Below are 12,286 nucleotides of genomic sequence, written 5' to 3'. Positions count from 1 at the left end.
GGCGCGGCCTCCGTCGGCCGGCGGCCGGGTGCCGCCCGTCGCGACGGCTGCTCGTTCCGCCGCCGCGACGGGCGTCCGCCTCCCGGTTACCTGCGTGCGTCCCGGTCGGCGGCCTTGACCAGACCGTCCTTCGTGACGGCGCCGACGTAGACCTCGCCGTCGTCGGTGATCAGCGCGTTCACCAGGCGGGTGGTGAAGACGCGGCCGGTGCCGAAGTCGCCCTCGGCCTTGTCGGTGAAGCGGTCCAGCAGCTGCCCGGCCTCGCCGCCGGTCTTCCCGTCGCCGAGACCGCCCTGCATACCGGTGTCGAACTTGGCGACCTTGTTCCAGTCCCCGGCGGACTTGTTGACGACCTCCAGCCCGGACAGGTCCGGCAGCCCGGCCGGGCTCCGGTGCGCCCGGGCCTCGCCCGCCTGCGGCTTCCCCTCGGTGACCTTGGTGCCCTTCGGCGGGGTGAAGTCGAAGCCTCCGGCGTCCGGCCTGCCGAAGTCGATCTTCGTGTAGGCGACGTCGACGACGGGCTTGCCGCCCTGCTTCGGCTCCAGGGTGAACCGCAGCGGAACGCCCTTGTCCGCGTCCACCGCTATGCGGATCGCCCCGACGGTGGTGTCCGGCGCGTCCTTGGGCCGCAGTACGAGCTGGTAGGCGTCCCGCCCGGCGATCTTCGCGGTGCCGTCCACGCTGACGGAGGCCGACTTGCCGACCGCGTCGAGGGCCCGCTTCGCGGCCTCCTGCGGGGTCGGTGCGGCCGGCGCCCTGCCCTCGCCGCCGCTCTTCTTCCCGTGGCCGCGCGCCCCCTCGGGTGCGGTGCTGTGCCAGGCGGCGTCCGCGGCGCTGTCGTACGCCCACAGGTCGCGGCCGTTGTGGATGACGCTGTACTCGGCGGCGTCCTCCAGCACGGAGACCCGCTGCTTGTCGGGGCCGTCCGCGGCGAACCGGAGGGTGTGCTCGCCGGAGGCCAGCTCGGCCAGCTTGTTCGCGGGCGAGGCGTCCGGTGCGGCCGAGGAGCCGTCCTCGCCCTGGGCCCCGGGGCCGTGCACGCCGCCGCCGGAGCCGCCGGGCAGAGACGGCAGGCCCAGGTCGGTGCTGATCCGCACGGTGCCGGACAGGTGGTCCACGTCTGCCTTGGCCATCTTGGTGACCAGCTCCTCGGCGCTGATCTTCGGCAGGTCCGGATCACCCGAGCTGGCGAGTGCGGGTACCAGGCCGACGGTCGCCGCGGCGACTCCGGCGACGGCGACCGGTACGCCGTACCGCACCGCTTTGCGCCGGGAGTTGTTCGGTCGGATCTGTGCCATGTGTCTGTCCTACCTCCGTGCTCGGCGGCGGCTGGAAAGGTCGCACTCGTCCACCCCTCGCCGCCATTCTCACCCGAATCGGTGCCGGGGTGGTGCTCCCATGGCAACAAATCCGTCGCTTCACCGCGTCAGCCGCCGGGGCAATTCGCGCTACTCCCCCGGGATGACGGCCCTCCGCCTTTCGGTTGGCGTCCGGGTGTGTCATCTGTGGCAGGAGCGGCCCCAGTTCGGGCCGCGACCCGGTGGACGTCCCGGGGCGCGGGGCCGCGGGGCGGCCCGCCGGCAGGGGCTCAGCCCGCCCGGTCCACGACCGCCGTGCACAGCGCGGAGAGGGCTTCCTTGGCCGCGTTGTCGGGGAGCGGCGCCAGCATCTCGCGGGCCTCGTCGGCGTACCGGACGGTGGCGCGGCGGGCCTGTTCGAGTGCGGGGTGGACACGCAGCCGGGCGAGCGCGTCGGCGAGCCGGGCGTCGTCGGTGAGGTCGCCGTCGAGCAGTGCGCACAGTTCCCGGTCCTCGCGGGTGGCGTCCGGTTCGGCGGCGCGGGCGCGCAGGTAGAGCACCGGCAGGGTGGCGATGCCCTCGCGCAGGTCGGTGCCGGGGGTCTTGCCCGACTCGTGTTCGTCGCTGGCGATGTCGAGGACGTCGTCGGCGAGCTGGAAGGCGACCCCGATGCGTTCGCCGTACTGGGTGAGTACCGAGACGGTCCGCTCGTCGGCGCCGGACATCATGGCGCCGTACCGGCCGGCGACGGCGATGAGGGAGCCCGTCTTGCCCGCGATCACTTCGAGGTAGTGGTCGATGGCGTCGTTGCCCTCGCTGGGGCCGGCCGTCTCCATGATCTGGCCGGTGACCAGCCGCTCGAACGCCTGCGCCTGGATGCGGACGGCCTCCGGGCCGAGGTCGGCCAGTATGTGGGAGGCCCGGGAGAAGAGGAAGTCACCGGTGAGGACGGCGACCGAGTTGCCCCAGTTGGCGTTGGCGCTGGGCACCCCGCGCCGGACGTCGGCCTCGTCCATGACGTCGTCGTGGTAGAGCGTCGCGAGGTGGGTCAGCTCCACGACCACCGCCGAGGGCACGATGCCCGGCGCGTGCGGGTCGCCGAACTGCGCCCCCAGCATGACCAGCAGCGGCCGGAACCTCTTCCCCCCGGCGCGCACCAGGTGCTGTGCCGCCTCCGTTATGAAGGGCACGTCGCTCTTGGTGGCCTCGATGAGGCCCTCCTCGACGGCCGCCAACCCGGCCAGGACATCGGCTTCGAGAGCCTGGTCCCGCACGCTCAGCCCGAAGGGCCCGACGACGGTCACGAGGGGTACTCCTGTCTGCGTACGTGGAACGAACGGGTACGGGTTGTCCGGCACCGGCGGCGGCACCGGCGGGTGCGGTTCGGTCCTTCTTCTCGGCTCTCCTGTCGGACGGCGTACCCGCGCTCGGGCCGCCCTCTCCTGGCAGCGTAACCGGTCACATAACGATCACGGTCGGCGCCCGCCCAGCAGAACGCTCTTGGCGCGCCATGAGGGGATTTACGGGATATGTTGCACGTCACCCGCAGAGTGAGGTTTGCGAAGAAGCATTCGGGACAGCAGCAGCACTCGAATCGCCGAACGTGTCAGGAGCCACACCGTGCCCCCCAGATCCCGCCCCCACCCCGCACCGGACGGAAGGGACCGAGGCGCAAACCCTACGCGGTCCGCCGGACCGCAGGAGACCGGCCCGGAAGGGGGCCGCGACCTGCTGGGACAGCCGCGCGGCCTGCTGACGCTCTCCGGGCTGGAGGTGTGGGAGCGGTTCTCCTTCCTGGGGATGCAGGCCATCCTGGTGCTGTTCTTCTCGGCCACCACCGCCGACGGCGGCCTGGACATGGAGCCGGGGGCCGCGGCCTCCGTCGCGGCCGGCTACAGCACGCTCGTCTACCTGCTCTCGGTGGCGGGCGGCTGGATCGCCGACCGGATGCTCGGCTCGTACCGTTCGGTGCTCTACGGCGGGTTCCTCATCGCCTGCGGCCACTACGCGATGGCCGTACCGGTGCCGGCCTTCACCTGGATCGGGCTCGGCCTCATCAGCGCCGGCACCGGCATGCTGAAGCCGAACGTGGCCGCCATGGTCGGCAAGCTGTACTCGGCCACCGACGAGCGCCGGGACGCCGGTTTCTCGCTGTACTACATGAGCATCAACGTCGGCGCCTTCCTCGGCCCCATCATCACCGGGCTGCTGGGTGAGGACATCGACTGGCACTGGGGCTTCTCCGCGGCGGCCGTGGGCATGACACTGGGCATCATCCAGTACATCGCCGGGCGCCGGAACCTGGCCGGGCGCAAGGAGGGCGCGGAGTTCCCGCTGCCGCCCGCCGCCATGCGGCGCGCCGTATGGCTGATCGTGGGCGGCGTACTGGCGGTCGCCGCCGTCTGTGTCGCCCTCTCACTGGCCGGCGCGCTGACCCTGTCCGGTTTCGTGGACGCGCTGACGTACGTGTCGATGGCCGCGCCCATCGTCTACTTCACCGTGCTGTGGCGCAGCCCCCGGGTGACCCGCGAGGAACGCGGCAGGCTGCGGCCCTTCCTGGTGCTGTGGCTGGCCTCCGTGGCGTTCAACTTCGTGCTCTTCCAGTCGTACACCGTGCTGGTGCTGCTGACCGACCAGCACGTCAACACCAGTGTGTTCGGCTACCACGTGCCCTCCAGCTGGATCAGCTCCGCGCTGGGCGCCGTCTCCGTGCTGTCGGCGCCGTTCATCGCCGGCGCCTGGCAGCGGATGGGCCCGCGACAGCCGCACGCCTCGAACAAGCTGGCGCTGGGAGTGCTGCTGGGCGGCCTCGGGTTCCTGGTGCTGGTGCCCACGCTGCTGGGCACCTCGGGCACCGGCTGGGAGATCTCCCTGGTGTGGATCGTGCTGGCGGTGCTCTTCATCGGTGTCGGCGACGTGCTGCTGGAGTCGACGGGGCTCTCGGCGACGAGCAAGCTGGCGCCGGCCGCGTTCAGCAGCCAGGCGCTTGCCCTGTGGTTCCTCTCGCTGGCCCTGGCCACCGGTATCCAGGCGCAGACGGTGAAGTTCTACGGGCAGATCTCCGACAGCCTCTACTTCACGCTCAACGGAGCCGTGGCCGTCGTCGTCGCCCTGGCCGTCTTCGCCGTGGCGCCCTGGCTGCGCCGCACCATGCACCCGGTCCACTGACGGTTCCGCCCGGCCGACCCCGGTTACCGGGATCTTTCGGCACATGTTCGAGGATTTACGTTTATGAACATCCGCACCCCCGACCAGTTCCCCCATCGCGTCGTCCGCGAAGACGTGTGGATCCCCATGCCGAGCGGCGAACGGCTCTACGCGCGCATGTGGCGGCCCGTCACCGACGAGCCGGTACCCGTCCTCCTGGAATACCTGCCCTACCGGCTGAGCGACTGGACCGCCCCCCGCGACGCCCAGCGCCACCCCTGGTACGCGGGCCACGGCTACGCCTCCGTCCGCGTCGACGTCCGCGGCCACGGCAACTCCGAGGGCATGCCCGGGGACGAGTACGACGAGCAGGAACTGGCCGACGGCGAGGCCGTCATCGCCTGGCTGGCCGCACAGCCGTGGTCCAACGGCAAGGTCGGCATGTTCGGCATCTCCTGGGGCGGCTTCAACAGCCTCCAGCTCGCCGCGCGTGCCCCCGAAGCGCTCAAGGCCATCGTCACCGTCTGCTCCACCGACGACCGCTACGACAACGACGTCCACTACATGGGCGGCTCCGTCCTCGCCGTGGACATGCACGCCTGGGCCTCGACCATGCTCGCCTTCGTCTCCCGGCCGCCGGACCCGGCACAGGTCGGCGACGCCTGGCGGGACATGTGGCTGCGCCGCATGGAGAAGGTCGAGCCGTTCATCCACACCTGGCTGGACCACCAGACGCGCGACGCCTACTGGCGGCACGGCAGCGCCTGCGAGGACTACCCGTCGATCAAGGCCGCCGTCCTGGCGGTCGGCGGCTGGCACGACCCCTACCGCGACACCGTGCTGCGGCTGGTCGAGAACCTGCCCGAGGCCGGCGACGCCCCGGTGCGCGGTCTGATCGGCCCCTGGTCCCACCAGTACCCGGACCGCGGACTGCCGCCCGGGCCGGCCATCGGGTTCCTCCAGGAGACGCTGCGCTGGTGGGACCACTGGCTCAAGGACCAGGACACCGGCGTCATGGACGAACCGCTGCTGCGCTCCTGGATCAGCGAGTCGCACCCGCCCGCCACGGTCTACGACCGGTTGCCCGGCCGCTGGGTGGGCGACACGGCCTGGCCCTCCCCCGCCGTCACCATGACCTCCTACGAACTGCCCGGCAGCGGCCCGTTCCTGGTGCGCTCCCCGCAGCACACCGGGGTGGACGCCGGCCGCTTCTTCCCGTTCGGCAACGACGCCGACCTGCCGCCCGACCAGCGCGAGGAGGACGGCCGGTCGGTCTGCTTCGACTCCGCCGTACTGGACGGACGCGTCGAGGTGCTGGGGAGGCCGCGCGTGCGGCTGCGCGTCACCTCGCGGGTGCCGCGCGGACAGATCATCGCCCGCGTGTGCGACGTGGCGCCCGACGGCTCCTCCACCCTGGTGACCCGCGGCGTCCTCAACCTGACCGCCCGGCACGGTCGCGACAAGGTCGTCCCCTGGGAGCCGGGCGCCACCGAGGACGTGACCTTCGAACTCAACGGGATCGGACACGCGTTCCCCGCCGGGCACCGCATCCGGCTCGCGCTCTCCTCCGCGTACTGGCCCTGGATCTGGCCCCAGGCCGACAGCGCCGCCGGCTGGGAACTCGACCCCGCCGCCAGCGCGCTGGAGCTGCCCGTCCGCGACCCGGCGGCCGACGAGGGCGCCCCCGCCATCCGGTTCGCCGAGCCCGAACAGGCCGAACCGCTCGGCGTCCGCTACCCCGAAGCCGGCGATGCGCGCCCCGAACGCCTCCTGGTACGGGACGTGGCCGCCGGCGAATGGCGGCTGGAGGTCGACCCCCGCTACGGCGGCACCCGCGTCTACCCCGACGGCCTCGAATTCACCGAGAACGCCCTGGAGACCTACACCGTCAAGGAGGACGACCCGCTCAGCGCACGGGCCGTCTCCCGCTGGGAGGTCGGACTGCGGCGCCCCGAGACGGGCTGGAGCACCCGCGTCGAGACCCGCTCCGAACTCGGCGCCGACCGCGACGACTTCATCGCGCACAACGAAGTCGTCTGCTGGGAAGGCGAGACGGAGATCTTCCGGCGCAGCTGGGAGCGCCGCATCCCGCGCACGGCCGGATGATCCCGTGAGGGTCTGGGCCGAAGAGACCACTTCTCATAACGTGACCCGCATGAGTGACACTCTCTTCGGCCCGGACAACCTCCCGTACGGCCTCTTCAGCACCCCGGACCGGCCCGGCCACCGCCGGCTCGGCGTCCGGTACGGCGATGACGTGCTCGACCTGGGCGCCGCCGCCGACGCCTTCGGCTCGGCGCACGCGGAGGTGCTGCGCGCCCCCTCGCTCAACCCCCTGCTGGCCGCCGGCCGCCCGGTCTGGCAGGCCGTGCGGTCCCAGGTGCGCTCCTGGCTGACCGAGGAAGCGCACCGCGAGACCGCGGCCCGCCACCTGCTGCCGCTCAGCGGCGTACAGCTCCATCTGCCCTTCGAGGTCGCCGACTACGTCGACTTCTACGCCAGCGAGCACCACGCCACGAACGTCGGCCGCATCTTCCGCCCCGACAGCGACGCGCTCACGCCCAACTGGAAGCACCTGCCGATCGGTTACCACGGCCGCGCCGGCACCGTCGTCGTCTCCGGCACCCCCGTCGTCCGCCCCCAGGGGCAGCGCAAGCCCCCGCAGGAGACGGCGCCCGTCTTCGGACCCTCGCAGCGGCTCGACATCGAGGCGGAGGTCGGCTTCGTCGTCGGCACCCCCAGCCAGCAGGGCCGCCCGGTGGCGCTGGCGGACTTCCGCGAGCACGTCTTCGGCGTGACGCTGGTCAACGACTGGTCGGCGCGGGACATCCAGGCGTGGGAGTACGTGCCGCTCGGGCCCTTCCTGGGCAAGTCCTTCGCCACCTCCGTCTCGCCGTGGATCACCCCCCTGGACGCCCTGGACGCCGCCCGCGTCGCGCCGCCCAGCCGCGACTTCCCCCTGCTGCCGTACCTGGACGACGCGGCCGACGGCATCGAACCCGGCGGCTACGACCTGCGGATCACGGTCGAACTGAACGGGCACGTGATCGCCGAGCCGCCGTTCTCGGGGATGTACTGGACGGCGGCCCAGCAACTCGCCCACCTCACCGTCAACGGCGCCTCGCTGCGCACCGGTGACCTGTACGCGTCCGGCACCGTCAGCGGCCCCGAGAAGGGACAGCGCGGCTGTCTGCTGGAGCTGACCTGGGGCGGGAACGAGCCACTCGAACTCCCCGACGGCGAGCGGACGTTCCTGGAGGACGGCGACGAAGTGACCCTCCGCGCCTGGGCGCCCGGCCCCGACGGCACCCGCATCGGCCTCGGCGAGGTCACCGGCCGCGTCCTGCCGAACGCCTGAGCACCCCTGGGGGCCCGGACCGGGCGAACGTCCGGGCCCCCGGCCCGGGGAACGGCCAGGGTCTGAAACCCTCGGAGCCCGGGCCCGGACGACCCTGCGAGCACCGCAGGGCCCCGGCCCCTGGCGGACGGACGCCCCCTTCCGGCCCGCCCGCCACCGCAGGGCCCCGGCCCCGGGCCGGCGACCGACCACCCCCGGCCGGAGGGCGACCGACCTTCCGAACCCCCGAGCCCGGGCCCGGGCAACCTCGCGAGCACCACAGGGCCCCGGACCCGGGCGAACGTCCGAGCGCCCCGGGCCCGGGTGGTGGGCAAGTGTCCGAGGACCACCCGCCCCCGGGCCGGGCGGACGTCCGTCTCCCCAGCCCCGGGGCCAGCTGTGCACCACCCCGGGCCCCGGACCAAGCAAGCGTCCGAGCTCCCCGGCCCAGGGGGCGGCCGAGCTGCTGAGCGCTCCCTCCAGGCCGCCAAGGTGCGCCGCGCCGCGGCCCCCGCTCTCCCCGTGGCTCGGCGAACCGGGGCCCGAGGGAACGCCTTCAGCCGGCGCGGCCCGCCGGCCCTCCCGGCGGGCCGCGATGCCGTCGGATACGGGTCCTGGGCGGGCGTCGGGGGAGCGCTACCGTTGTCGCCCACAACGGCGAGGGGGAGCGAACGGTGGGACGCGGGGAGACGGCGGTGCGGGTGCTGCGGCGGCTGGGAACCGGCGCCGGAAGTGTCGTACTGCTCGCGGGAGGGCTGGCGGGCGGGCTGTGGGCCGCCTCCGCGGTGCGGACCGTACCGGAGGACACCAGCCCGCCCCCGCCGCCCGCCACCCCGGCCGAACCCGCGCCCGCGGCCGGCAAGCCGCCCGCCGAACCCCTCAGCCCCGCGCAGCGTTCGGCGCGGCGGGAGGCCGACAAGCGGCACATCACCGGCATCCACCAGCGGGGCGGCACGGCCGGCGTGGTGATCTCCACCGATCTTCCGCACACCGCCGGCGCCCAGCAGGTGGCCCGGCGGATCGCGGCCGGCTATCTCGGCGAGGAGTACCAGCGCTGCCGGGGACCGGAGGAGGTCGGCTCCGTATTGGTCGAGGGCCGGGACGGCCGCCCGCTGGGCGGGCCGCCCCAGGGCATCGCCCTCGTCCGAGTCGGACCGTGCCCTGGGCCCTCGGCTCCCTCGGACCCGCGCGTGGGCGTGCCCTCGCCCGTGCTCACGCCGGAGTGGAAGGAACCGTGACCGCCTCCGCCCAGGAGCCGTCCTCGGCGGGTGCCGTCTAAGCGGGCTCCGCGCCGGCAGGCTCCGCGTCCACCGGCTCCGCGCCGGGGTCCTGCTGTGCGCCCTCGGCCAGGGCGGCCAGCAAGCTCTCTCCGTAGGTGGCCAGTTTCTTCTCCCCCACACCGGTGATGCCGCCCAGTTCGCCGAGGGTGGCGGGGCGCCGGACCGCGACCTCGCGGAGCGTCGCGTCGTGGAAGACGACATAGGCCGGAACACCCTGCTCGCGGGCCTGCTGGGCCCGCCATGCCCGCAGTGTCTCGAACAGCGGCCGGGCCTCCTCGGGCAGATCCGCCGGGACGGAGCCCTTCCGCTGCCGGGACCCGCCGGCCGCCTCGGACCGCACGGCCGCCGGACGGGGGTCCTTGCGCATCCGCACCTGCCGCTCGCCGCGCAGCACCGTCGCGCTGGCGTCGGTGAGCACGAGCGTGCCGTGTTCGCCCTCGACCTCCAGCAGCCCCTGGGCGATCAGCTGGCGGACGACGCCGCGCCACTCGGCCTCGCCCAGCTCGGTGCCGATGCCGAAGACGGACAGCGTGTCGTGGTCGAACTGGATGACCTTGGCCGTACGGCGGCCCAGCAGGATGTCCACGATCTGCCCCGCGCCGAACTTCTGGCCCCGCTCCCGCTTGAGCCGCACCACGGTGGAGAGCACCATCTGCGCCGGAACGGTGCCGTCCCACGACTCGGGCGGGGACAGACACGTGTCGCAGTTGCCGCACGAGACCTGGGCCGCACCCTCCTCGGGTGCCTGCCCGAAGTAGGCGAGCAGCTGTCCGCGCCGGCAGCTGACCGTCTCGCAGAGCGAGAGCATGGCGTCCAGATGGCTGCGGGCCCGGCGCTGGAAGGCCGGGTCACCCTCGCCGTTCTCGATCATTTTGCGCTGCTGGACGACGTCCTGGAGCCCGTAGGCGAGCCAGGCGGTGGAGGGCTGGCCGTCCCGTCCGGCGCGTCCGGTCTCCTGGTAGTAGCCCTCGACGGACTTGGGCAGGTCCAGATGGGCCACGAAGCGGACGTCGGGTTTGTCGATGCCCATGCCGAAGGCGATGGTGGCCACCACCACCAGGCCGTCCTCGCGCAGGAACCGCGCCTGGTGGGCGGCGCGGGTGCCCGCGTCGAGGCCCGCGTGGTAGGGCACCGCCTCGATGCCGTTGCGGCACAGGAACTCGGCGGTGCGCTCGACGGCGTTGCGGGACAGGCAGTAGACGATGCCCGCGTCGCCCGGGTGCTCCTCCTTGAGGAAGCGCAGGAGCTGTTTCTTCGGGTCGTTCTTGGGGACGATGCGGTACTGGATGTTGGGCCGGTCGAAGCTGGCGACGAAGTCGCGTGCACCGGACAGCCCCAGCCGCTGGACGATCTCCTGGTGGGTGGCGCGGGTGGCGGTGGCCGTCAGTGCGACCCGCGGCACGTCGGGCCAGCGCTCGCCGAGCATGGAGAGGGACAGGTAGTCGGGCCGGAAATCGTGCCCCCATTGGGCGACGCAGTGGGCCTCGTCGATCGCGAACAGTGAGACCTTGGCGCGGTCCAGCAGGGCCGTCGTCGCCTCCAGGCGCAGCCGCTCGGGCGCCAGGTAGAGCAGGTCGAGTTCGCCCGCCAGGAACTCGGCCTCCACCACACGCCGCTGGTCGAAGTCGAGTGTGGAGTTGATGAACCCGGCGCGGACGCCCAGGGCGCGCAGCGCGTCCACCTGGTCCTGCATGAGGGCGATCAGGGGGGAGACGACCACGCCCGTACCGGGTCTGACCAGTGCCGGGATCTGGTAGCAGAGCGACTTGCCGCCGCCGGTCGGCATCAGCACCACCGCGTCACCGCCGTCGACGACGTGCTCGATGACGGCCTCCTGCTGCCCCCGGAACGCGTCGTAGCCGAAGACTCGGCGCAGCACACGCAGCGCTGCGGTCTCGGGCGTTCCGCCGGTTCCCTCGGCACTCTCCACAAGCATGCCGCCACGATAGGCGGCTGTGGTGACATGTGCGGCGCCCCCTGTGGAAAACCCGCCGCCGGCCTTTCTGCGGGCTCGCCGCCGGCCTGCCCGGGCCCGCCGCCGTACCACCGTGCCGGGCCCTGCCGCCCCCTGCTGAGCTGCTAGGTTGTCGTGACCCTGCGGAAGGCCAGGGAGACGAACGACCGAGGAGGGCACGTGCGCACCTCAGCGCGGATATCGGGGGCGGTGGCCGCGGCGGCGGCCATCGCGCTGCTGGTGGGCGGCTGCGGAAGCGGCGACGACGGCGACGGCAAGAACGCCAAGGACAAGCCGGCGGCCGGCGGCGAGAAGCCCGCCGAGTCCTCCCCCGACAAGGGCGGGAAGGCCGGGGGCGCCGAGGGCAAGGCCGGGCTGCCGGGCGTCTGGTCGACGAAGGCGGACGGCCAGACCCTCACCCTGACGGTGGTGGGCGACGCCGCCTCGCTGCTGCGGAGCACCGAGAAGAAGGTCTGCACGGGCCGGGTGATGACGGCGGGCGCCGACAGTTCGCTGGTGCTCAAGTGCCCGGCCGGCATCGGCGAGGAGCGCGCCACCGGCAAGGTGGCCGAGGTGACGGCTTCCTCGCTGAAGGTCACCTGGAACGGGGGCGAGAGCGACACCTACTCCAAGGTCGCCGAGGCCCCGGCGAAGCTGCCGAAGGACCCCGGCGCGCTGCGCGACCTTCCGGGCCTTTCCGACAAGCTCGACAAGCTGGACAAGTCCGGCGTCCTGGACAAGGGGGCCGGTAAGCCGCACGACACGGTGGAGGACACCGACAAGGGCCGCAAGGTGCGGGAATACCCCGGCAACTGAGGGCGGCCGTTCCGCTCCCGGCCCCGGGGTCCTGCATCCACGCTCACCGTGCTCCGGGACCGTCAGGGGTCACGCGGCGACAGCAGGTGCACCGACTCCTGTTCGCGGGGGTCGGTGCGGGCCACCACCACGGTGACCGGCTCCTCGCCCGTGACCGGCATGTGCGGCATGTTCGCCGGCACGTACACCATGTCACCCGGGTACAGCGTGTCGTGGTTCTCCAGGTCCTCTCCGTGCCAGATCTCGTGCACGCCGTTGACCACGTAGATGGCCGATTCGTGCCCCGCGTGCAGATGCGGTGCTCCTTTGGAGTTCGCGGGGATGTGCAGCACGTGCAGGCACAGCCCCTTGGCCCCCACCGACTCGGCGGACACCCCCTCCGTGAAGATACCGCCCTGTTTTCCTTGATATCCGCCTTCTTGCTTGCGGAGAATCACACAACTCATGCCTTGAG

9 protein-coding genes are annotated in these 12,286 nt (G+C 72.6%); 5 read left to right on the top strand and 4 right to left on the bottom strand.

All coding sequences use genetic code 11. The features are described from left to right. Positions 1–86: 86 nt before the first annotated feature. Together IO40_RS0118745 and IO40_RS0118740 are read right to left on the bottom strand one after the other, a co-directional pair. Positions 87–1,298, bottom strand: a complete 1,212-nt coding sequence (locus IO40_RS0118745; RefSeq protein ID WP_016472776.1) for a LolA family protein — start codon at positions 1,296–1,298, stop codon at positions 87–89. Positions 1,299–1,588: 290 nt separating this feature from the next. Continuing rightward, positions 1,589–2,602, bottom strand: a complete 1,014-nt coding sequence (locus IO40_RS0118740; RefSeq protein WP_016472777.1) for a polyprenyl synthetase family protein — start codon at positions 2,600–2,602, stop codon at positions 1,589–1,591. Between the two features lie 316 nt (positions 2,603–2,918). Between IO40_RS0118740 and IO40_RS0118735 the strand changes: the two genes are divergently transcribed. The 4 genes from IO40_RS0118735 to IO40_RS0118720 all read left to right on the top strand — a co-directional run bounded on the left by IO40_RS0118735 (position 2,919) and on the right by IO40_RS0118720 (position 9,020). After that, entirely contained in the window at positions 2,919–4,466 is a 1,548-nt protein-coding gene (locus tag IO40_RS0118735; protein ID WP_016472778.1) for a peptide MFS transporter, read from the top strand. Positions 4,467–4,529: 63 nt separating this feature from the next. Further along, complete coding sequence (locus IO40_RS0118730) at positions 4,530–6,551, top strand: CocE/NonD family hydrolase (RefSeq protein ID WP_016472779.1); 2,022 nt, start codon at positions 4,530–4,532, stop codon at positions 6,549–6,551. Between the two features lie 49 nt (positions 6,552–6,600). Next, the gene (gene fahA / locus IO40_RS0118725; RefSeq protein WP_031175779.1) at positions 6,601–7,803 is read left to right on the top strand and encodes a fumarylacetoacetase; all 1,203 of its coding nucleotides are present in this window, start codon (positions 6,601–6,603) and stop codon (positions 7,801–7,803) included. A 653-nt stretch (positions 7,804–8,456) separates the two neighbouring features. Next, positions 8,457–9,020, top strand: coding sequence for a hypothetical protein (locus IO40_RS0118720; protein ID WP_016472781.1), 564 nt, complete (start codon positions 8,457–8,459; stop codon positions 9,018–9,020). 37 nt (positions 9,021–9,057) lie between these two features. Here IO40_RS0118720 and recQ read toward each other — a convergent pair whose 3' ends face one another. Further along, on the bottom strand, positions 9,058–10,998 hold the full coding sequence (recQ, locus tag IO40_RS0118715; RefSeq protein ID WP_041968519.1) for a DNA helicase RecQ: 1,941 nt from the start codon (positions 10,996–10,998) through the stop codon (positions 9,058–9,060). Between the two features lie 198 nt (positions 10,999–11,196). Here recQ and IO40_RS0118710 point away from each other — a divergent pair, with 198 nt between their 5' ends. Continuing rightward, complete coding sequence (locus IO40_RS0118710; protein ID WP_016472783.1) at positions 11,197–11,832, top strand: hypothetical protein; 636 nt, start codon at positions 11,197–11,199, stop codon at positions 11,830–11,832. A gap of 62 nt (positions 11,833–11,894) precedes the next feature. On the opposite strand, the gene IO40_RS0118705 is transcribed toward IO40_RS0118710, so the two are convergent. Next, a complete protein-coding gene (locus IO40_RS0118705; protein ID WP_016472784.1) occupies positions 11,895–12,278 on the bottom strand; it encodes a cupin domain-containing protein in 384 nt (127 codons plus the stop codon). Positions 12,279–12,286: the final 8 nt, after the last annotated feature.

The organism is Streptomyces albus subsp. albus, assembly GCF_000725885.1.
GTDB lineage: Bacteria > Actinomycetota > Actinomycetes > Streptomycetales > Streptomycetaceae > Streptomyces > Streptomyces albus.
The sequence above is the reverse complement of the archived record's forward strand: the minus strand, read 5'-3'. Positions and strand labels throughout refer to the sequence as shown.